Annotated in this window: 19 protein-coding genes; 1 reads left to right on the top strand and 18 read right to left on the bottom strand. The window is 68.9% G+C overall.

The features are described 5' to 3' along the window. Positions 1-34: 34 nt before the first annotated feature. The 17 genes from FKV24_RS00450 to FKV24_RS00520 all read right to left on the bottom strand — a co-directional run bounded on the left by FKV24_RS00450 (position 35) and on the right by FKV24_RS00520 (position 19169). The gene (locus FKV24_RS00450) at positions 35-811 is read right to left on the bottom strand and encodes a phage tail protein (protein ID WP_170288149.1); all 777 of its coding nucleotides are present in this window, start codon (positions 809-811) and stop codon (positions 35-37) included. Beyond that, positions 808-1860, bottom strand: coding sequence for a baseplate J/gp47 family protein (locus FKV24_RS19070; protein ID WP_170288150.1), 1053 nt, complete (start codon positions 1858-1860; stop codon positions 808-810). Before FKV24_RS19070 ends, FKV24_RS00450 begins: the two co-directional genes overlap by 4 nt. Next, positions 1857-4991, bottom strand: coding sequence for a putative baseplate assembly protein (locus FKV24_RS00455; protein ID WP_141480774.1), 3135 nt, complete (start codon positions 4989-4991; stop codon positions 1857-1859). Before FKV24_RS00455 ends, FKV24_RS19070 begins: the two co-directional genes overlap by 4 nt. 1 nt (position 4992) lies before the next feature. Further along, positions 4993-5439, bottom strand: a complete 447-nt coding sequence (locus tag FKV24_RS00460) for a GPW/gp25 family protein (protein ID WP_141480775.1) — start codon at positions 5437-5439, stop codon at positions 4993-4995. A 2-nt stretch (positions 5440-5441) separates the two neighbouring features. Continuing rightward, a complete protein-coding gene (locus FKV24_RS00465) occupies positions 5442-5762 on the bottom strand; it encodes a hypothetical protein (RefSeq protein ID WP_211371735.1) in 321 nt (106 codons plus the stop codon). Continuing rightward, on the bottom strand, positions 5762-6451 hold the full coding sequence (locus FKV24_RS00470; RefSeq protein ID WP_141480776.1) for a phage baseplate assembly protein V: 690 nt from the start codon (positions 6449-6451) through the stop codon (positions 5762-5764). Before FKV24_RS00470 ends, FKV24_RS00465 begins: the two co-directional genes overlap by 1 nt. After that, positions 6448-7506, bottom strand: a complete 1059-nt coding sequence (locus FKV24_RS00475) for a phage late control D family protein (protein ID WP_141480777.1) — start codon at positions 7504-7506, stop codon at positions 6448-6450. Before FKV24_RS00475 ends, FKV24_RS00470 begins: the two co-directional genes overlap by 4 nt. A gap of 17 nt (positions 7507-7523) precedes the next feature. Continuing rightward, positions 7524-8219 (bottom strand): CIS tube protein, encoded by a 696-nt coding sequence (locus FKV24_RS00480; protein WP_170288151.1) that lies wholly within the window; start codon positions 8217-8219, stop codon positions 7524-7526. Next, positions 8216-9763 (bottom strand): hypothetical protein, encoded by a 1548-nt coding sequence (locus FKV24_RS00485; RefSeq protein ID WP_141480778.1) that lies wholly within the window; start codon positions 9761-9763, stop codon positions 8216-8218. The genes FKV24_RS00480 and FKV24_RS00485 overlap by 4 nt, the downstream gene beginning before the upstream one ends. Continuing rightward, positions 9760-10305 (bottom strand): phage tail protein, encoded by a 546-nt coding sequence (locus tag FKV24_RS00490; protein ID WP_211371736.1) that lies wholly within the window; start codon positions 10303-10305, stop codon positions 9760-9762. The genes FKV24_RS00485 and FKV24_RS00490 overlap by 4 nt, the downstream gene beginning before the upstream one ends. A 45-nt stretch (positions 10306-10350) precedes the next feature. Then, positions 10351-10512 carry a DUF6760 family protein gene (locus FKV24_RS19075; protein WP_170288152.1) on the bottom strand — a complete coding sequence of 54 codons (162 nt, stop codon included), beginning with the start codon at positions 10510-10512 and terminating at the stop codon, positions 10351-10353. Then, positions 10509-10796 (bottom strand): hypothetical protein, encoded by a 288-nt coding sequence (locus FKV24_RS00495; RefSeq protein ID WP_211371737.1) that lies wholly within the window; start codon positions 10794-10796, stop codon positions 10509-10511. The genes FKV24_RS19075 and FKV24_RS00495 overlap by 4 nt, the downstream gene beginning before the upstream one ends. A gap of 74 nt (positions 10797-10870) precedes the next feature. Beyond that, positions 10871-11305 carry a phage tail protein gene (locus tag FKV24_RS00500; protein ID WP_141480779.1) on the bottom strand — a complete coding sequence of 145 codons (435 nt, stop codon included), beginning with the start codon at positions 11303-11305 and terminating at the stop codon, positions 10871-10873. 6 nt (positions 11306-11311) lie between these two features. Next, positions 11312-12550 (bottom strand): phage tail sheath family protein, encoded by a 1239-nt coding sequence (locus tag FKV24_RS00505; RefSeq protein ID WP_141480780.1) that lies wholly within the window; start codon positions 12548-12550, stop codon positions 11312-11314. A 10-nt stretch (positions 12551-12560) separates the two neighbouring features. Continuing rightward, the gene (locus FKV24_RS00510) at positions 12561-14135 is read right to left on the bottom strand and encodes a phage tail sheath family protein (protein ID WP_211371738.1); all 1575 of its coding nucleotides are present in this window, start codon (positions 14133-14135) and stop codon (positions 12561-12563) included. 188 nt (positions 14136-14323) lie between these two features. Then, on the bottom strand, positions 14324-14932 hold the full coding sequence (locus FKV24_RS00515; protein ID WP_170288153.1) for a Pvc16 family protein: 609 nt from the start codon (positions 14930-14932) through the stop codon (positions 14324-14326). A 220-nt stretch (positions 14933-15152) separates the two neighbouring features. Beyond that, positions 15153-19169 carry an ATP-binding protein gene (locus FKV24_RS00520; protein ID WP_170288154.1) on the bottom strand — a complete coding sequence of 1339 codons (4017 nt, stop codon included), beginning with the start codon at positions 19167-19169 and terminating at the stop codon, positions 15153-15155. Between the two features lie 596 nt (positions 19170-19765). Here FKV24_RS00520 and FKV24_RS00525 point away from each other — a divergent pair. Further along, positions 19766-20083, top strand: coding sequence for a hypothetical protein (locus FKV24_RS00525; protein WP_211371739.1), 318 nt, complete (start codon positions 19766-19768; stop codon positions 20081-20083). Between the two features lie 143 nt (positions 20084-20226). On the opposite strand, the gene FKV24_RS00530 is transcribed toward FKV24_RS00525, so the two are convergent. Then, positions 20227-22209, bottom strand: coding sequence for a TonB-dependent receptor domain-containing protein (locus tag FKV24_RS00530; protein ID WP_111265477.1), 1983 nt, complete (start codon positions 22207-22209; stop codon positions 20227-20229). Between the last annotated feature and the right edge of the window lie 18 nt (positions 22210-22227).

Here is a 22227-nt window from a genome sequence, read left to right on the forward strand (position 1 = left end):
TCGATGATTCGGGTCTGACCTGGTGGCGTGGCGCTCACGTCCGCGACGGCGGGTGATCGCTCACCGCCTGCAGCAGCGGCGCCGGCAACTTCACACCGGTCTGCATGTCCACCGGCACGCTGCCGAGCACGGTGTTGCGCGCCACGTACACGCCCTGCGCCGCAAGCACCGTTTCGCGCAGGGAGGGCGGATCGCCCAGCTCGGGATCGGGCCGATCCAGCAGGACCAGCGAGGGGTACTGCAGTTGCAGGCTGTAGTAGGTGTGCGCGGGCTTCTGCAGCTCGATCGCCGCCTCGACCTTGCGGTAGAGCTGGCGCAGCGTCGCCGGGTTCTGGCGCGCCCGGATGGTCAGGCTCACCACGAAGTGGTAGTGGTTGACCGACGAGTCGCCGTCGTCGACGCTGATCTCCACCGCCTCGGTGACGCACAGCCTCAGCATCTGCTCGATCCCCCTGCGAGTGCCGCGCAGCATGTACAGGGGCACCACCGATGCCACCACGTTGCGGCGGGTCGCGTCGGACCAGTCTTCGCGCAGGTCGACCGCCACCCAGCTCGCCAGCCACGGCAGGAAGTCCTCCGGCGTGTCCTGCGGGCGGAAGTAGGCGGAGATCCCGTCCAGGGTCTCGGCTAGTCCCTGCAGGCGTTCGACACCGCGTCCGGCGCCGCTCGCGGGCACCGTCACTCCGCCGGACAGCACCGCCTGGAAGGCGAGCAGGAAACGGCCAATGAAATGCCCGTCCTGCAGCGGCGCCGGCAGGTACTGCAGGTACTGGCTGACCTGACCGTCCTTGCAATCACCCCTCATCATCATTCGACCTCCGTGTCCGGCATCCAGGCGACCCACCGACTGCCCTGCTGGCCCAGGACGCCCTGCAGCACCATCGCGGCCGGATCGAAATCGGACGGCGCCATCTGCGGCAGCTGATCGTCCGCCAGCACGACCGAGTCGCCGCCGTTGACGCTCGCGCCCTCGACGAAGGCGACGCCGGGCACCGCGGCCAGCCGCACCGTCAGATCGCTGCCGCGGACGGTGCGCCCGAACGGCCAGCCGCCTCGATCGGCACCTCCATGAAGTGGATGCAGATACTCGAACAGCACCCGGCGGGCCCGCTCCAGGACCTCGGGTGCGCGGAAGTCGCTGTCGATGTACAGGGTGGCGGCGACCTGCAGCGCTACGAAGCGGGGACCGGCCACGCATACCGTCGTGGTCACGATGCGGCGGTCCTCGAAGAACGCCGACAGCGCATCGGCCAGATCGGCCGACGGTTGCGACCAGGGGGCGCTGTCGGTTGCCTGCGGCAACACGACAAGACTGATCGCGCCGGGCTGCGCTTCCGGCGCCGCTTCGCCGCCGCCGGCGGCTGCATTCACCTCGGGCAGGCAAACCAGACGCGCGATCGACCCGCCATCGGCGCTGGCGATCGCATCGGCGGCGTGCGTCTGCGGGAAGGTCGACAGCGCCAGTCGCTCGTAGTCGGTCACGGTGACCGCGCGATAGCGGCGGCGCAGCAGCTGCAGCACTTCGCGCACCGTCTGCAGCGGCTCGCCGGCTGAAGGATCGTGCGGACCTGCCAGCGCAGCCTCATCCCCCGAGACCGCCTGCAGATCGCGCAGCGCCGATTCTCCGTATCCGGTCAACAGCTGCAGGAACGCGCGGTAGCTTTCGGGCTGGATCCGGTTGCTGCGATAGACCAGCATCTCCGTCAGCCACGCCAGCATCTCCAGCACCGCGATTCCGGGGTCGGAAGGGTTGTAGTCGGTCCAGTCCGAGCCGTACCCCGGCAGCGCGGCAACCGCGCCGGAGATCAGCTCGTCGTAGTCGATATCGTCGAGATCGGGCAGTTCGATCGGCATGGTCATGCGCTCCCGGCAATCGTCACGGCGTGCCTGCCCGAGCAGACCAGCAGCACATCGAGCCTGCGGTCGGCGATGTCCTCGGCCACCTCGTTGCCGACCGCGGCTCCGGTCCGGGTCAGCAGCGGCCGTCGCGACACGGACAGCTCGCCGACCCCGTCGACGCCCGGCAGCGAGGCCAGCAGTCGCATCAGGTCGGAGTCGTGCACCATCTGCCCCAGCTCCCAGCCGGCGTGGTCGAAACCGCCCGACAGCGGGTGCAGAAACCGCTCCAGCGCGCGTTCGACCTCCTCCCCCAGCGCACCGGCACGGTCCATGCCGCGCGCGACGACGGTGACCGTGACCGCGACCTGCATCCAGTCCGGTCCGGACAGCCCCAGCGCTACCGCGGGCGGCATGCGCGAGCGGATGAAGCCTTCGACCTGGCGCAGCAGGCCCAACTGCGGCGACGGCCGCGCGCGCTCGTCGTCGGGAACGACGATGACCAGAACATGGCCGGCACTGGGCGCGGAGCCGGCACTGGCGGTCGGGTCGAAGCCCGGCGTGATCGCCCTCACCTTGGCGATCTGCGGGAACCCCTGCCTGACCAGGTCCTCATAGTCCTGGCGCGCGGTGGCGCGACCGCGGTGGCGCAGCAGCTTCGGCCCCCAGTCCATGACCGCGCCGTTGTCCTCGCCGTCCGCGCCGCCCGACGCGGCCACGAGGTTGTCGACCGAAGCGACGTGGGCAACCGCGGTGACCAGGCGGTTGATCACTCCCGCGGGCAGATTGCCGTCGGCACCGCCGCCGGAGCGGTAGTGGGCCATCACCACGTTGTTCCTGCCGGCCGGCGGAACCCGACCGTTCCTGCCGTCGCCGAAGGTCACCGTCCCGCTGCCGTGATCGAGCGTGTAGTGGCGATCCTGCGGTCCGGAGGCCGCGAAGCTGCCGACCTGCTGCCAACGCATCCAGGCGGTGCCGGTCTGCGCCGATCCGTCGTCCGGCTCCGCCTTCCCTGGCAGCTCGCCACCGCCCGATGCCGGGTCGGAGGACGGCGCGAGCGGTTCGCGCACCACCAGCCTGGTGTTCTCCAGGACCGGCGTATGGGCGAGGACGAAGGTCTGCCCGGGGGTCTGATGACTGGACCCCAGCACCTCGTCGTGCACGCCCCGGGCGTTGCTCGCGGCCACGCTGTTGGGCAGCACCCGGCCCGCGCACGGAGATACCGCGTAGCCGCCCGCGCTCAGGCGCGCACGCAACCAGTACAGGGGCAGCGATCCGAACTGGGCGCTGCGCAGGTGGTCGGACGGAGCGATGAAGCGCAGGAAGCCGCTCTGGGCGAAGCCTTGGGTACCGTCCTCGACCTGCAGCGTCCGCCACCGGGTGACGCCTGACTCGGCGGAGACCGGATATTCCCAGCGCACGTCCGCCAGGCCCTCGCCACCGAAACCGTTGCTCCCGTGCTTCACCGCGTTGACGCTCTCGCGGGTCACGCCCGACAGCGGGCTGACCTCCAGATACAGCGACACCGAGGCTTGGCCGAGCGAATCGCCGAAGGCCAGGTAGAACGCCGGCTGGTCGTCGTCACGGAAACGGAACGGCGTCAGCGGGGTCGAGAAATCCAGCACCTGACCGCCCTCGCCATTGTCGACCACGCAGACGGGCTTCACGCTGGGGGTGTACTCGGCGCTCACTGCGAGGCCGGCGAGGACAGGCGGACGACAGCCGTTGTCGATGACGCCGGTGACCGCATCGCCGTTGGCGGGGTCGGTGGCGGCGGTGATGCCGGTGCCATAGCTGCCCGACGCGATCCGGATGCGCAGGCTCGGCTGCTCGACATCGGACGGGGCGCGGAAAAGCCGGATTCGCGCGGTGCCGTCGTGCTTCAGTGTCGACACGCTGGTGTAGGTGGCATCGGGCGGGGCATCGGCGTCCGCCACGTCGCTCCCCTGCGGCGGCGGGTCCGAGGTGAATTCGGGCATCACCGCGCACCAGCTGTCGCCGGCACCCAGCTCCCAGGCGAGTCGCGGATCGTCGCCGGCCACCAGCGCCTGGTCCGAGGCGGCCAGGGTGACCCGCAAGGTGATCGTTGCGTCCGCCGCGGCCGGTACCGGCGCGTAGACGACGGTGCAGCAATCGTTCAACGCCGGCTGTGGCCCCAACGGCTGGTAGTCCTTGCCGGTGTCGATCGCCAGACCATTGAACAACACCTGCTCGGGTGCAGCCTCGGCCATCAGGACCGGCGCGGTCGTGGTCAGATGCGCGTCGCACCAATCGGGGATCGAGTCGACGCCTCCCAACGGAACGGCGTCCAGGCGTACCCGGACCCAGCAGGCGTGCCCGGCCGCGGGCGCCGACCGCAACGTGCAGCCGGCCATGTCCGCGGGGCGCGTCTGCGGATCGAACAACTGGCAGCGATAGGTCCGGTCGTCGGTCGTGCCCGCGCCGGGGACAAGCGGCTTCCACGCAGCGCCCTCGTCGGCGTCGGAAAAATACTCCCAGACCACGCTGCCGGCCTCCTGCAGGTCCGCCCAGGCCTCGGCATCGGCGGCGGACGCGAAGTCGATCGACAGCTCGACCGTCGCGTCGGCAATCGAAAGCACCTCGTCGGCGGCCAGATAGACCGCATGCTCCACCGCCTCTTCTCCGGCGAACACCTGGTAGCTGCCCGCCGCCCTGGCGGTCGCGATCGAGGTATCGAACGAGATCCGGTCGAGACAGTTCGCCTGCTTCGGCTGGTAGCTGATCGCACGCGCCAGCAGCGGCCCGCCGGCCGGCAGCAACTCCAGCGCATCACTGGTGTAGAAGGTGACGCTGCTGCCGTCGGCGCGTTGTCCACGTACCTGGGTGCCGGCCGGCACCCGCACCTGCTGGGCGCCCCCGTTGGCGGTGAACGTCAGCGGCACCTCGGCCGCGCGCGCGGGCCGCGGCTGCAGGCCGAGCATGCGCAGATAGGCCAGGAAATGCCGGTTCGGCATCTGGTTCAGGCGCACGATGACCTGCTGCGCCATGCCGGCGAACGCACCGATCAGGGCCGAGGCCGCATCCGGGCCGGCGCCGGGCGACCAGCCCGACAGTGCCTGCGCCAGCCGCGATGTCTGCCGGACCAGGTCTGCGTTGTCGCGCGAATCGATGTCGGGAGGCGTGATGGGCTTCATGTCAGGCCGGCTCGGCAGCGGTGAGATAGAAGGGGTAGACCATGTTGAAACGGCTGTTGGTGGCCCGGATCAGGTAGCGGATCTCGACCGTCACCGCGCCCTCGGACGACTGCGACGGCTCCGATCGCACGCCGATCAGCTCGATGCGCGGCTCCCAAAGTTCCAGCGCCTGGCGCACGGCATGGTCGATCTGTCCGAGGGTCGAGGCATCGAGCGACGCGAAGACCAGGTCGTGGATCGCGCAGCCGAAATCCGGGCGACTGACGCGCTCGCCGATGGCGGTGCCGAGGATCAGCCAGATCGACTGGTGGACCAGTTGTTCGCCGTCGGCCTCGGCGATGCGGCCATCCGCATCCAGACCGATGCCGAATCCGTCGGAGCCGAGCGTGGGCAGACCGTAGTTCCATCCACTGCCGAGAAAGCCGCGCTGGCGCTTGTCCGAAGCCATGCTCAGCGCCCCCTCACCCGGGTCTGTCCGGGCAGGATGCTGACCGCGACGCCATTGGGCACGCTGACGCCCCGGTCGCCGTCCAGGAGCAGGGCCTGTCCCATCGAGCGCAGTCGCAGCGCGCCGGTCGGCCACAACGCGGACACGCAGGGCAGCGGGCTCCCGCCCTCGGTCAGGTGCGGGCAGCCGGCGATCAGGTACGGCGGCGGCTGGGTCACGATCGGCTTGCCGCCAAGCCGGACCCGCGGATTCGGAGCGGTCGGCTCCGCCTTGCCACCATGGCTGCACAGCACGGTATTGGCGATGGTTGCCAGAAAGCCCATCAGGTCACCTCCAGAGCGTCCTTGTTGATGCGTACGCCGGCCAGGCACTCGATGTCGATGCCGCTGTCCGCGGACAGCCGGCCTTTGGCCCCCTGCAGCTCGCAGGACGACCTCGCGGTGACCTTGAAGGCGTTGCAGGAGACATTGACGTCGCCGTCGTCGCTGCTCAGGTCGATGCCCCCGGCGGCAGCGACCCGCACCTTGCCGGCGGACTCGATGGTGACGACGTCCTGGCTGGCGTCGATGACGACCTTGTTGCGTTGCGCGGCATCGATCAGGGTGATCGTCTCCGCGCCCTCGGTGTCGTCGAAGGTCAAGGTGAGGCCGCTGCGCGAACGGATCACCCGGCGATCGTTGCCGCCGTCGCGATTGTCGTCCGGCGGCGCGTCGACGCCGTTCCAGAGCGCGCCCACGACATAGGGCTGGTCGATGTTGCCGTGCGCGAACATCACCAGCACCTCGTCGCCGACCTCGGGCAGCATCCACACTCCGCGGTTGGCGCCCGCCATCGGCGTGGCGATCCGCGCCCAGCCGCTCTCGTCCTCGCTGCTGAGCCACGGCAGCCGCAACCTGACCCGCCCCATCCCTTCCGGGTCGACATTGTTGGAGACAAGCCCCACGACCGCGCCGTAGATGCGCCCGGGAACATGCGTGGCATCCGGCCACCGGCTTGATCCGGGCAGCGTCATGATGCGTTCCTCCGTACCTTGATCGTGGTCTGATAGCCACTCGTGGAAGAGAAGCCGTGGCGCGCCTGGGTGATGTAGTACGGACCACTGAAGCGCTCGCCCATGTCGCCGAGGGACACCACGCTCCCCGCCCGCAGGCGGGTCGAGCCATGACAGACGCCCTCTCCGAGAATGAAAGCCAGACCGCGGTTGGCGAACTGCCCCCGGCTGGCGGCATCCGCCTCGTCCTGGGAGTCGACCGGCTGCGCGATGCGTACCGAGCAGCTGTCGCCAAACGCGCGATCGGCGATATCCGCGCCCAGGGTTCCGCCCATCGCCCGCAATCCCGCGCTGTCCGCGTATCCGACGATCGCCTGCTTGTTGCCGATGTCCCAACCGTTGACCTGCAGCGCGCCGACCTGGCCCTGACTGGTCATCCTGAGTTCGAACGACTCGATGTCGCGGTTGCTGAACAGCTCCGCCACCGGTTCGGCCGCGGTCTGGTGCGGGCGGAAGCACAGGGTCGAGCCCTGCATCGCGACCTCGTAACCGATCGCCTCGGCGCGGGCGCTCAGGAAACCCAGGTCGGACTGCGCGTGCTGCCAGACGTGCTCGTGAACCACGCCGCTGTCGACCACCTGCGCGGCCAGGTCGTTGTCGCGGGCGATCTGCGCGGCGATCTCGCTATCGCTCATCTGCACGAAGGTCCGCGTGCGCCCGCCGCGCAGCAGGCGATGGCGCCGGTCGTAGCCGCGCACCAGCAGGCGCGGCTGCGCGTCCGTGCCGACGCCGAGTTCGAGGCTGGTGATCTCGCCGCTGATGACCGTTTCGAGACGGTCGACATAGCCGAGCGCAACCTCGACCTCGGCGCCGATCGCGAACAGATCGCTGTCCACCCAGGTGTAGCTCTGCGTGGCCTGGTGCCAGCTGGCCAAGGTCAGCGCGAACATCGACGGACCGGCGATGTCGTCCAGCACCGTGATGCCCAGCACGTCCGGCGCCACCGTAACGGGCAACGGCATGCGATCGACCTTGATCCGGTAGTCGGGAATCGCGCAGTTCTCGGGAACGTTCATGATCGGGCGCCTGGCATTCAGTTGCGGAGTTTGGGAACCAGAAGGACCTGACCCGGCGTCAGCCGCAACGGATCGCCCAGCGCATTGGCGTCGGCGATCGGCCGCCAGCGCCGGGCGTCGGCGTACATCGCCTCGGCGATGAGCATCAGGGTGTCGCCCGGCTGCACCGTGTACTTCTTGGCCACGTCGGCGGAGTGCAACTCGTCGGCCGGGCGCGACAGCGCCTCGCGGGCGACGAACCGGCAGCTCACGGACGCCCGTACCGGCGTCCCGTCCGGCAGGAACAGGGTGACGGTGGTGTCGGCTTCGGCCAGCACACCGCAGAACAGGGTGCCGCGCCCCCAGCGCAGGGTGCAGGTCGGCGGTTCGTGGGTCTCGCGATCAGGCCGGGTCAGCCGCTCTATCGCCCAGGTCTGGTCGAGCACATCGTGCGGCGCATTGCGGGTCACGCTGGCGAACGGCACCAATGCCCGGGCCCACGGTGCCGACGCGGGGTCCGGTGCATCGTAGGTGTCGAAGAACAGGTCCAGCGCGAGACTGGCCGGCGGGCTGCCCCTGAACTTCAGCGCCGATATCCAGCCGACCTGCGCGGCCTCGTCGCGCTCCCACGTGGCCTTGCGCCGGAACACCAGCCGGGCCGGATTGAACAGCGCCTTCAGGCTGACCGGCACGCCGTCCCGCACATGTTCGATCGTGAGTTTCTCGAGCTTCACGACCATCCTCCCTGGCGCTCGGCGTCCACTGCCAGGCGCTTCATGATGTGCCTCTCGACCTTGCGCGCCAGCTGGTCGATGTCGACCGGCGCTCGCGGTTCGGGGCGCGGTACGGACACCCCCGGGGTTTGCCCGGCATCGTCCGTCGCCGGCAATGGCGATGGCGATGGCGAAGACATGAACGCGGCGACCGCATCGCCGCTGTCCGCATCGATGGCGGCGGACCGCGAGGCCGCTGGATCCGTATACCCGGCGTGTGGAAGCGTGGATGACGGATTGCGGCCGGGCTGGAACCCAACGGCTGTCGCCGGTACGGCCGCAACCGTGGCGCGTGCATGCCCGGCGCGCGGCGCCGTCGGCCTGAGCCCGACCGGGCTGGCAGCTGAGCTGGAACTCGAAACGGTCCCACCGCGCTCGGCGCCAACACCACCGGGCGGATACACCGGCCTCGAATGCAGAACCGGACGCAGCACATCGGAAGCATCGCCCGCCACCCACGGGTCGCGACGGCTCGCCCCCGCGCCCGCAAGCGTTGGTGCCGGCTGCGCCGGTAATGGCGATGCCGGCGCGACGGCGATGTGCGGCGTCGATACCGGCGATGACCCGCCCGTATCACTCTTGGCTACCGGGTTGTCCGTTGGCCCGCGTCCGGCATCCGCCGGCCTGCCGACGACGTTGCGCATCGGAGCCGACAACCCTGCGCCCGGTCGGCCACCGGCACTGGACTGGACCGCGTCCGCAGGAGCGGAACGCACTCGTGTCCGTGTATTGCGCAGCGGCGGAACGACGACCGTACCGGCGCCAACGCGCGGCTCTCCGTCGGCACCCGCATCGGTCGCGGCCCGCTGCTGCGGCTGCGGCTGCGCCGTAACCATCTCACCGGCTTGAATGCCGCGACGCGATCTCGCCCGGTGTCCGCCAGCGGGTACGCTGAGCACCGTCGTGCTGGCCGGCACGGGCGCCTCCGTCGCCGCGGATACCGGCGCGCCGGCACGCCCCGGGGACGTCGGGGCCGCGGCCGCCTCGTCCTCCCGGCCGGATTCGATAGGAACGCGTCGCAGCGCCGGCATGGCATCGCCCACCGAAGCGTTGTTGGCGGCCGGCGACTGCGGATGCGACACCACCACCGGCAGACGCCGCGTTCGCGACCGCTCCGGGGCCGTCGACGCTATCGTGGCGCTGGCGCGCTCCGGCTCTGGCTGCGGCGGCACCCGGATCACCGGCACCATCGCGGTGGCGCCCGACGACCGGACCGGCCCGGCCGAAGACGGGCCCGCCGCGGAGACGCGCCAACTCACGTGCACGATCGGCGCCTCTTCCACGATGCCCTCGGCCGCCCGCATGCGTCCGGCCAACCCGGTGCCCAGAGGCTGCGAACGGGTACGGAAGCAATCGATGCGCCGCCATATCCGTTCGCCCAGCGCGGTCGGAATGACCGTCGCCCTGCGCCGTAGCCGCTCCACCAGGCCAGGGACGAGGTGGCGCTGCCACGGCGCGCTCGCGTGGTCGTCCGCCATCGACGCGACTGTCGTCGTCCCGCTCATCGTCCACCGGTCTCCGACTCGACCAGCTCGGCCACGGCATGTGCCGCGCCAACGCCACGGCTGAGCAGGGGCTTGTCGATCCCACGATGGACCAGTTCGATCCGCTCGACCGCGATCTGGCTGGATTGCATCGCGTTGAAGTCCGGTCCGACCCACTTGACCGGCAACGCGGCGCTGACGTTCCACCACATCACCGGAACATGACGCCGGTCCAGCAGCATCACCGTGATGTCGCGCCGGGTCAGGTCGCCGCGGCACACGCGCGCGTGCCAGCTGTACAGGGTGTCCAGCTCGGTCACGCCGCGGGTCAGCACCAGCCGTGGATGGCGGGTTCCACCGGGGAGCTGATGGCGGTAGCCGTTGACCCCGCCTTCGTCGTGGCCGGTCACCTCCACCTCGCTCTGCAGGCCGCCCACCGCGCTGAAGCTGCCGGCCAGCAGGCCGTCGACCTCGACGAAGAAGTTGTTGCCCGCATGCGGGTCGAGGCGGACTCCCAGGTGATTCCTGGAAGCCACCAACGCCGCATTGATACCTATCGACATGAGATGAACTCCGCTGCGTTCCTGATTCGAATCCATCGCCGCGCCTCAGCCGGACGGGCGATTGAGCTCCTCGTTGACGGCGGCGACCTCGGCGACCCAGCGCCGTCGCTCCAGGTGATCCAGACCCAGGACGTCCCGGTAGGACCAATGCAGATAGCGGGACAGGTACGCTACCTCCTCGAACAGTCGCTCCGAGGGGTAGCTCACGCTTCCCCCGGTGGCTGCACCTCCACCTCGAACCGCTCCTGGCAGTGTGGGCAGCTCACCGGCAGACGCGCATGGCCCTGCTCGTTGAGGCGCCTGTAGAGGTCCTGCAGATAGACGAAGTCCTGCGACGCAAGCCCTTCCATCACCTTGGTGTTGATGTGCTTCAACCCGCCCAGGCCGACGACGACCCGGGACAGCAGGACGATGACCAGGTACCCGGGGTTGCTCCGCACCCTCGCGTCGTTGAGCGGCGCGATCTCGTCGTAGGCCGTCGCCAGGCGCATCCGCCCTTCCCGGTGCGTCGCTCCCTCCTCATCCGTGTAGCCGCAGGGCAGGACGAAGGGAAATTCCGCCGTCGCTACCACGTCTGCACCTCGACGCCCTCGTGGGTCAGCTCGAGCGCCTCGATCGCGACGGCGTCGGAGGTGGCATCGAAGCCGGGGCCGTTCCAGCGCGCAGGCCAGGCATTCTTGAGATTCCAGCGGATCTGCTCTTCGCCCTTCTCGTTCATCAGGATGATCGACAGGTCGCGGCGCTGCAGATCTCCGGAATTCACGCTGTCGCGCCAATCCCACAGCGAACGGTCGGCGGTAATGCCCCGGCGCAGGGTCACGTTCGATCCCGACGAGAGTCCGGGCAGCTTGCGCTGGCCGAGGGTGGGGTCGGTGCCTTCGCGGTAGCTGACCACCGTCGTCGAGCTGTCCAGCCCGCTGCACTCCTTGAACGCGGTGCTGGTGATGCCGTCGATCTCGACCTTGAAGTTGTAGCCTCTGAACGGATCGGTCTGGGCCATGACTGCTTATCCTCCAACGTGTTGAAAAATGGCGAGATCGTTCCCGCCTACCCGAATGTCGATGGTGATGAACTCCGCCGGTGCGACCACCGCGATACCGGCCTCGACCACGACCTGCCCGCTCTCGCGTACCTGCGGAGGATTGGTATCGGCGTCGCAACGCACGAAGTACGCCTGCTCCGGCGTACCTCCCGCGAGCACGCCGCTGCGATACATGTTTTCGAACAGGGCGTTGACGATGCGGTTGACCCGCACCCACAGCAGCGGCGTATCCGGCTCGAACACGAGCGGAGCCAGCACTTGCTCCAGCCGGCGCGTCACCACCTGCAGGGTCCGCCGCGCGGTCACGTAGCGCAGCCCCGAATCAGCACCGTCGTAGAAGGTCCTCGCCCCCCAAACACGGATGCCGCGCTTGCGGAAGCCGCGCAACGGATTGATGCCGGCCCGGCCCACCGCCGCCGGCGCATCCGCGCCTTCGCCGTCCAGTGCCACCGCGCCGATCACGACCTCGTTCGCCGGTGCGCTCCAGACCCCCGCCGCGCGGTCGTTGCGGCTATACACACCCGCGATGTGTCCGCATGCCGGCACCGCCATGCCAGACATCGCGTCGACCGCGGGATGCGCGTCCGTGTGCTGCGACGGACGCCCACGGGCCACCTGCAGCCATGGGCCATAGCCGGCACCGAAGGAGGCCTCCACACCCGGCCGCCCACGCATGGCCGCCGCCAGTGCCTGGCGATAGGCGTCGAGGTCGTCCGCGCGCCGTGGCGCATCGAGGATCGCGAAGTGGCGGCCGCCACGGGCGCACCATGCCAGGATCCGTGCATGCGCCCGGGCCAGCTCATCGGCCGGGACCGACGCCGCCAGGTCGGGCGCGCAGACCAGGTCGAAGTCGCCGGCATGCGTCTCCATCGCCTCCAGCGCGTCCACATCCGCCTGCCCGGTCCCGGCGCTGTCCGCCGGGACCAGGTAGCACCGTCGCCCGCCATTGGCAAAAAAGCCTCTGAGCGCATACGGCGTCATCCCCCGCATCGCGGCTGCCGCGGCGACGATCGCGTCGCGCTCGTCGCAATCCAGGCGGATGACGCGGTCGATACCGCGCACGCCGAGAAACACCGGCGTACCGGTATGGACGGGCTCGACGCCCGCGTCCACGGCCCGAGGCGACAGGTAGACGCCGGGAAGCGTCGCCTCCATCGTGGAAGCAACGACCTGCATGCGGGGGCTGGCGTCGCGGGCGGGCATGCGATCGTCCTCAGGCGCTCGTGGTCGGCGTGGCGCTGCCGGAGGTCAGGCCCAGCTGGAACACCACGAACTCGGCCGGCTTGGTGATCGCCACGCCCACCTCGGTGACGACCTCGCCGGCGTCACGCACGCTTTCGGGATTGGTGTCGGCGTCGCACTTGACGTAGAAGGCCTCCGCCGCGGTGCTGCCGAACAGCCCGCCCTCCTGCCACAGACGGGTCAGGAACGAGGTGACGTTGCGGGTGAGCTGGCCCCACAACGCCTGGGTGTTGGGCTCGAACACCGCCCACTGCGTGCCGCTCTCCAGCGACTGGCGGATGTAGTTGTAGGTGCGGCGGGTGCTGACGTACTTGAACTGCTCGTTCTCGTCGACCTGCAGGGTGCGCGCGCCCCAGACCAGGATCCCGCCGTTGATCTGGCGGATGCAATTGACGTTGATGCCGAGGACGCCGTCGCCATTGGGTTGCGAGCCGGGGTTGTTGAGATACTTCTGCTGGTTGTCGCTGACGTAGGTTTCCAGTGCCAGCGCGCCGTAGACGGACTCGTTGGCCGGCGCCTTGAACACGCCGCGCTGGGCGTCCACCCGGGCATACACGCCGGCGATGTGGCCACTGGGCGGCGCGTAGATCTTCTGGCCGCTGCCGGCGTCGACGACCTGGATCCACGGGTAGTAGATCGCCGCGTAGTCGGAGTCGTTCGGAAGCTGGCTGCTCGGATAGATCGGCTGGTTGTCCTGGTTGGCCCAGTCCGCGCCCTGCGGCGCATCCAGCACCGCGAAGCAGTTCGGTGCGTTGTCGGTGCAATGGGTGATCAGCGCGCGCCAGTGGTTCTCGCCGGTCAACCCCGGCGCGGCGACGATCGAGATGTCGGTGAACGGCTCCAGGGCCGCCAGCGCCTTGCCGATGTCGTACTCGGCACTGTTCAGATCGGCCAGGCTCTTGGCCCGGTACTTGAGCCAGAGATCCTCCGCCCAGCGTTTCGACGCGCCCTTCAGCAGTTCCTTCAGCGCACTCCTGGGGGTCGATTCGAGATCGGCCAGGCTCTCGTCGAGCCAGTTCCACAGCGCGTCCTGCAACGGTCCCGCCTGTGCCGGCCGCGTCGGCAGGTCCATGTCCTGGAGCGCCGCCTGCAGACCGGCCTGCAGGCGCTTCTGCCGGTCCGCCTTCAGCGCCTGGCCATGACCGGCGAGAAACCCGGATACCAGGTCGACCGCGTTCTTGGCCAGCCACTGCTCGGCGGCCTTGACCCCGAACCACTGCCCGACCTTGCCCGCGATCGTATCCTTCTCATGCATGCACGACGCACGCGTGACGTAGCAGCGGGTGCCGCCGTTGTCGAAGAACCCATAGACGCCGTTGGCCAGCATATTGAGGCCGACGTCGTAGACAGGCAGCTTGCCGTCCACCGCGAACAGCTCGGCGAACTGCCGGTAGCTGGTCACGACGCGGACCGTTCCTGGCGGCGGCCCGCCGACGGTCAGGCCGACAAAGGCGGCAACATTGGTGCTCGCGCCCTGGATCGGGCCGGGAGCAGGGGGCACCTCCTGTACGTGCACCCCGGGCGTTTGGTAGGTCGTGGTACTCATGGTGCTCCTCCTCGGATGAAACGCTGATCAGGTGATGCCGCGCGCGGACGCGGCGAATCGGTATCGGGTACGGGCTCCGGCTGCTTCGTCCAGGCCACCGGACCCTCCGCGGGACGCGTCGGACCCTGTTCGCGGGACCGGCAGACCGGACCGGTGCCCACGCGATGTCCGGGGACGATGTCCGTCGCTCATGAAGGAGCCTCTGCCGGCCGGCGCGACGACGCCGTGGCCGTTGCCGAATCCAGCTGCATGTCGAGCACGCTCGAGCGCACCGGCGGGCCGAGGTCTTCGACGCCGCCGGTCCCGACGCAGATGGTGACCTTGTATTCCAGCGCCGCCCTCGGCTTTCCGCCCAGGGCCAGCCAGAAGTCGCCGCGTTGTTCGGCGGTTCCCTGGATCGCCACCGTGGACAACGGCATCGGCTGCAGCTTCATCGCGCCCCGACGCAGCTCGTCGGGCACGAAGCGGTGTTGCAGCAGCAACCTCAGCGCCCAGCCGAGCAGGCGATGCTCGGTTTTCTCCGGGGCCTGGTCACCGGCCGCGGCCCACGCGGTCACCAGGTAGGAGCAGTCCACCCGCACCGGTGCCTGATGGCCGACATAGGTGTCGCCCTCGAGCCGGGCCGACGGCACGCGACTGCGCAGGTCGCGGTTCTCCAGGATGGAGTGCAGGAACAGATTCAGGGTCGGGATCGTCGCCGCGAAATCCTCGTCCGGCCGGGCGAAGCTGATCGCGATCTGGTCTTCGAGCTTCGGCGGTATGCCGGCCCTGACCAGTGCCTCGATCGTTTCGTCCAAGCTCTCCAGCACTGCCCGGCTCCCGCCCCGTGAATTGGACGCTCAGCCTAGGAACGGCCCCTGCGACGGGACAGGAACAGAACGGACATCGACATGCAAAGAACGGCCATGCACGGAAAAACGAGAGCAAGATCACATTTCAAGGGTGACGAACCAATCGAATCTCTCGCGATCGCGCGCCATGACCGCAACAGGGCCGCCGGCCGCCTCGTGACGGTCGTCAGTCGTCGGTCGTATCGAAACGGGCGCGATAGATGCGGTACAGATAGCCTGGGTTGTCGAGGCCCACCCGGGCGCCGGCTTCCGACAGGGTCCGGCAACTGCCGTCGCTGATCAGCCGCCTGACCCGCAGCAAGCGCTGTTCGCGCAGCCATGCCACCGGCGACTGCCCGGTCAGTTCGATGACCCTGCGCCTGAGCTGACGCTCGGACAGGTGCGCTCGACGAGCCCAGGCGCCGACGCTGAAATCGGGATCGGCGAGCGCCTCCAATGCCGGCGCCAGCAATGGCACGTCCCCCGCGTCGGAGACGATCTTCTCCTCGCTGCTGAAATACAGACTGGCGTCCGGCCAGGCCCGCGAGATGGCCCCGATCAACGCCTCGAAGCCGAAGGGCTTGACCAGGTACTCGCTCGCGCCGGCCGCCACCCCCTCCTCGCTGCGGCGGGTCTCGGCCCGGGCCGATATCAACAAAACCGGGATCGCGGCCAGGCGCTGATCGGCCTTGATCCGTGTGCACAGCTCGATCCCGCTGATGCCCGGCAACACCACGTCAGAAACCACCGCACCGAACGCGTTGCACTGCAGCTGTTCGATGGCCTCCTCCGCGGAGGACACCACCTTGACCGGGCAGTACTCACCCAGGCGATGTCCCAGATAGTTCGCCAGTTCGGGATGATCCTCGACGATCAACACCTTCCTGCTGTCCATCGCCTTGCGGCCGGTGGCCGGCAACCGGACCGCCGCTTGCGTCGGCTTGGAATCCAGTTCGTCCAGAGACACGTGGGCGCTGCCGAGCGGCAGCGTGATCCAGAAGCTCGCGCCGCCCTGCGGCCGGCTTGACGCGCCTATCCTTCCGCCGTGCAGTTCGATGAGCTCCTTCGCGGTGGCCAGGCCGATTCCAAGCCCGTCGCGACCGGCGCGCTCACCCCGGAAGAAGCGCTGGAACAACTGCTTCGCGATGGCCTGCGAGAATCCGGGGCCGGAATCGCTGACCGTGATCCGCAGGGTCTCGTCCCGGGTTTCCGCGCTGAGTTCGACATCGATCACGCTGCCGGCCGGCGCGTGGCGGCTGGCATTGTCGAGCAGATTCTCCAGCACCGTCGTCAGGCGGTCGCGATCGGCGAATATCGGCAGGAAGTCCACATTGCGGCGCAGCTCGTAGCCCAGCTCAAGCTTCCGGTCCAACACCCGGAACCCGTCGACGACCTGCTCCAGCCATTTACAGGCGTCGAACGAAGCGATGTCCAACTTGAGCTGGCCGGCCTCGGCCTGCGCCAGGCTCAGCAGCTGCTGCACCAGCAGGGTCAGCCGGTCAAGCTGGGAAATCGACAGCCGCAACCGTTCCGCGGTGTGCTCCGACAGCGTCGATACACGCGCCTGGACTTCCTTGAGTGGCATGCTCGCGAGCATCAGCGGTGTGCGCAGTTCATGACTGATGTCGGCAAACGAGCGCACCCTGAACTCGTTGAGCCGCTCCAACCGCGAGGCCTGATCCGCCAGCCGCAGGTTCTTCTTCTCGATAATGCGGTGGCTTTCGGACAGCTTCACCAACGCGTCCTCGGCCTGCCGCTTCTCGATATCCAGTTCCCGGGTTCTCGCCTCGACCTGACGCCCCAGCGCCTTGGCCTGAAGGCGGGCACCGCGTACCCGCTGCCATGCCACCAACAGCACCAGCGCCATCAGCCCCAGGACCACCGTCAGCCTGAAACGCGTGGTTTCGAACCATCGCGCCGGAACGGTGAACTCCAGCATCGCCGGGGTCGCCGCCCATGCTCCGTCTCCGTTGGCGGCGACCAGCTCGAAGCGATAGCGGCCCGGCGACATCGAGGCCAGCGAAACGGTCCGCTGACCACCGACGTCGACCCAGTGTCCGTCGCCGGGCATCAGTCGGTAACGGAACCGGACCGCCCTGCCGTCATGAAGGTCCGCGGCGCTGTAGTGAATGCTCAGCGACCGGACCCCGACCGGCAACGGCGACGGCCCCGAAACGAATCCGGTGCCTGCGGCCCGCAGTCCGTCTATCACCGGCACCGGTGCCGCCCTCGTCCTGGAGAATCGCTTCGGATCGACCCGGATCACACCGCGCTGATAGGGAAACCAGATTCTTCCGTCCCTGTCGAATGCCGCGGTGGGCTGCACGCCACCGTTACCCTCCAACTCGGTGACCCCATCGGCGAATCCCAGCATCAGCGGCGTCAACGTCGCCGACTCCCCTGAGATCCACGCCAGCAGATCGCGCCTTCCGAGCTTGAAGACACCCTGGTTGCTGTTGACCCACAAGTTGCCACCATCGTCCTCGAGCACCGCGTGCGGACTGTCCGATGGCAGCCCCTCCGCGCGCCCCAGATGCAGGGCTTCGGGCGCCTCGCGCGGATCGATACGAGCCAGCCCATAGCCTTCGGTGCTCGCCCAGACCACGCCGCTGCGGTCCTGCATCAGGTCGCGCACGGTGATGCCTGCCAGCAGCTCGGCGGCGACCGCGCCACGGCCCTGCCGCCACAGCCCCCGGTCGGTGCCGAGCCAGGCATTGCCATCGGTGGCATGCAGGATGCTGTGGACCGCGGCATCTCCCGTTTCCGGCCAGACCCTACGCCAGGATGCGCCACTGCGGCACCAGGCCCCCCGGGTCGTGCCCAGCCACAACCGCCCGCTCCGATCGAAGCTGATCGCCAGTATTCGTGCCTGCGCAAGCGGCCCGGGCAGGGGCACCGCCTCGAAGCGGCGCCGACCGGGGGGCTTGCGGAACAGGCCCGGCGCGTATGTGCCGACATGGATCGAGTCGTCCGGCGCCGCCGCGACCACCCACGGGTTCGCTCCCGGAAGCCCGCTTTCGATGCCATAGCGCTCGATGTCGCCATCGGGCGCGATCGCCTGCACCGGCCCGTCGAGACTTCCCAGCCACATCGTCCCGGCGCTGTCGCGGGTCACCGAGTACACATTGTCTGATGACAGTCCGTCGGCGACGCCAAGGGTCTCCACGCGCGGCCGCGACAACGCATAGAGACCATCCCGCAAGGTACTGACCCACGCCGTCCCGGTGGCGTCGAAGCTGACGTCGGTGATCCGGCCATCGCTTTCCAGCACCTGCGCACCGTCGCGGAAAAGGGCGCCTCCGGAGCTTTCCCATAGCGCACCGTCGGCCGCGCGCCAGCTCTGCGACCGCATCGGGCCGCGATGCCCCGCCCGATCCCCGACCCGGTGCAGGGCCCGCTGATCGAAGCGAAACAAGCCCCGGTCGGTGCCGACCCACAAGGTGTCATCGCGATCGGAACGAAGCTGGACGATGTGGACCGGATCGCGCCCGCCGCGCAGCAGCCAGTGCGATGTGCCGTCGCGCGCAAGGCGCAACAGGCCACGGTCCAGCGCGACGATCAGGCTGCCATCGGATCCCACGACCGCCATCGGGGGCAGCCCGGGAGGCCTGTAGGCATCGGCGTCGTCGAACAGTACACGACGTTGCCGGCCGGTCTGCAGCACGATTCCCTTGCCACGGACAAGCAACCAGGCCTGATCGTCGCCGACCGGAAACGCCGCCGTCACTTCGTCGCCCGGATCGAAGATCTGGCGCGCGTGGAAGCCGCCTTCGCGGTCCTCGCAGAACATCCCCTGCGCGGTGGTCACGCACAGCGGTCGCTCGTGGATCGAACGTATCGGCGAACCGGTTCGACCGTCCGCGCCCAGGCGGATCCGTCGAACACCGCCCACCTCCAGACGCAGCAGATCGCCACCGGCCGTCAACGCATGGAGGCGTCCGCCGCTGTCCGGATAGATGTCGACGATCCTGTTGTCGCGTATCGCCGGCGAGTTGGAGGTGTTGTAGACCTTGAAGGCCTGGCCATCGAATCGCACCAGCCCGTCGTGGGTCGCGATCCACAGGAATCCCTTGCCGTCGACGTGACTGCCGGCGGCGCTGCTCACCGGCAACCCGTCGCTCAGACGATAGTGACGGATCACCCACGGGCCACGCGCATGGGCGGGCAGGATCGCGCCCACCGCAAACACCAGCAGCACGCTCACCCATGCCACCACGCGGGCGGCGCGAACACGAATCCAGATCAGGCCCATCGACTTCTATGCGCAGCGGCGACGTCCGCGATCTGTCCACTCACAATGGCGATGGCACACGCATCGTCCTTGACGGCCCGGAGCCGGGTCGCATCGCTGTCCTGCCGGCGGCCGCATCAGGCGATGACGCACCGGCAGGGTCGCCGGGCACCGGGCCGATGGACTTTCGCAACAGGGGTCATCTGAATGGGCAGAACGCTGGGGAGGTGTCAGTCCCGTTCAGGATGTCAGACATGCACGACCGGCACGAGTCTTCAGTCGGCGATGCCGTGGCCGGCCCCATCGGTTGCGCCGGCACGCGCGCGCAGCATGCGTTCGACGCGCGTGGTGGCGTCCCTGGGTGCTTGCACACGTTCTTGCCCTTGCCTTGGCTAGGCTCTTGCCCCCGGGACTGATCCCGCCACCGGAGAGCGAAGATGAAGGCCGCCCCTATCCTGCTGCCACTATGCCTGGCCGCCGCCGCATGCAGCCCGCCCGCGGATGCGCCCGACGCCGCCGCGCCGACGGACGCCGCACCCGCCGCAGAGGCTGTGCCCGACGCCGCACCCATGGAACCGGCACCCTCACCGGAAGCCGCACCCGCACCGATGGACGCCGCGGCGCCGGCCGACGATGCGCCGAAGGCGAAGATCACGATGTTCAACGCGACCTGCCCCGGCGACATCGAGGTCCATGCCGACGACGGCGGCCCGGTGTTCGTCAACGGACGCGAGGCCGCCTACAAGTCGTTCAGCGAGAGCTACTACGAGGCGACCGACGCCGAGACCGGCGTGACCGTCTCGGTCAGCATCAATACCGACGGCACCCTGTCGCTGTCGTACACCGGCAAGGGCGGCGCCAACGGCATCTGCGCCCTGGCCGAATAGGCGGCCGCCGCCGCGGGCCTGGATGCGCGGACGATTCCGTCACCGTGCCCGCATCGCCTGCGGCAACGCCCCGGCCGCCCGGGCCGGGGCGCTGCCATCGTCGAGCCACGCGGCCGCACCATCCGGGCGTGGTCGGCGGCGGCTCAGAACCGGTAGCCGACCGTGGCGACGAACTCGCGGCCCGGTGCCGGGAAGCCGATGTTCAGGCCGCTGCCGGGATGGTAGGAGTAGGTGCCGTGGTCGTAGTGGAAGTCGTCGAGCAGGTTGTTCACGCCGACGCCCAGGGTGATCCGGTCGTCGCGCAGCTTCCAGTTCGCGAGCAGGTCGAGCACCGCGTACGAGCCCTTGGCCGGCGCCTCCGGCGAGATCCGGTTCTCGGCCGCCTCGACGTAGCGCGCACGGATGCCGTAGTGCGCGACCGCTGACGGGGTCCAGTCGAGCCGGCCGGTCCAGGTGCGTCCGATGGTGGTGCCCAGGCCGAGGTCGGCGTCGTTGAGCGGGCGGCCGTCGAACGCGTTGTCCGACTCCCACACGCCGACGCTGAAGCCGATGTCGTCCCATTGCTTGCCGACCTCCAGCTCGAAGCCGTCGACCTCGGCGGTGCCGGTATTGGCCCAGTAGCCCCACTCCGTCGACGGCGGGCCGACGAAGATCGCGTTGATGAAGTGCTCGATCTCCTGGCGGAACACGGTGCCGCGCAAGTGGAAGCCGTCGCGCTCGTAGGCGAAGCCGAACTCGACGTTGTCGCCCTCCTCGCCGCGCAGGTCGCCACGGTGCGCGTACAGCGCGCTGAAGAAGGCCTCGCGGATGGTGATGCCGCGAAATGCCTGCGAATAGGCGCCGCGCAGACTGAGGTGATCGGTCAACTGCCACTGCAGCGACAGGTTCGGGCTGAGCTTGCTGTCGGAATTGCTCGCACCGGCGCCGACACCGCTGTCGACGTCGAGCCGGTAGTGGTCGTAGCGCAGGCCGGTCGACAACAGCCATGCCGGCGCGAAGCGCCAGTTCGCCTGCGCGTACAGGCCGGCGACGCGCGCATGCTGTTCGGTGCTGCCCCAGTACGCCGGTGGGGTCGCCTGCTGTGTCGCGTCGAGGCTGTCGCGGCGGAAGTCCAGGCCGTAGACCAGATCCAGGTCCTGCCAGCGCGAGGTGTTGCGCAGGTCCAGGCCGATCGAACTCTGCTCGCCGGAACCGTAGACCAGGCCGGTGCTGTTGCGGCGGTTCTCGAACTCGGAGCGGTTGTAGAACACCGTCGCCTCCACGTCCACGGCATCGCTGCCCGGATCGTAGCGATGGTTGTACGACACCGTGTCGCGGGTCATCTTGTGATCGGAGAGCAGGAAGCGGCCGGCGAAGTTGGTCATGTGCGGACGCTCGTAGTAGGTCCCGGTGTCGTCCAGGTGCTCGGCCGACAGGTCGAAGCTGTGCGCGTCGAACAGACCGGTCAGCTTGACCTGGCCGCGACGGTGGTCGTACGCGGTCGGATCGACCCGGTCGCCGTTGCCGTCGTCGTAGTCGCCGCCGTCCTGGCGCACGTAGGTCGCCATCAGGCCCAGGCCGTTGGACAGACGCCCGTACACGGAGGCCACGCCCTTGTAGTTGTTCTCGCCGTTGAAGCCGGCCGAGGCCTTCAGCAGCGCGCCGAAGTCCTGGTCGGGACGCAGCATGTCGAAGGCATCCTTGGTACGCACCCGCATCGCGCCGGTCAGCGCGCCCGGACCGGCGGTGGCGGCACCGGCGCCGGCGTCGAGTTCGATCGACTTGATGAATTCCGGCTCGATCTGCACCCGGGTCTGGTGGTGGTACAGCTCGGCCGGCTGCTGCGCTCCGTCGATGGTGACGTTGAGCATGGTGTCCTCGAAGCCGCGCACGTAGACCTTCTGCGACACCGTCGAACCGCCGCCGACGGCGACGCCGGACTCGTTGGAGAGCAGGTCGGACAGGTCGGAGGCCTGGGTGAGCTCGACCTCGTCGGCGTCGATGTCGAAGTTGCCCGGCTCGCGCTCGGCCTCCACGACGATGGTGTCGATGGTGGTGGCGTCGGTGCCGTCGGCGGCCTGCGACAGCGGCACGATCGCGAGGAAGGTCAGGCCTGTCAGCGACAGGCAGCGGGGGGTGAAAGCCATGTTTCATTTCCTTGTCAT

This window comes from Marilutibacter maris (genome assembly GCF_006546735.2).
Lineage (GTDB): Bacteria > Pseudomonadota > Gammaproteobacteria > Xanthomonadales > Xanthomonadaceae > Marilutibacter > Marilutibacter maris.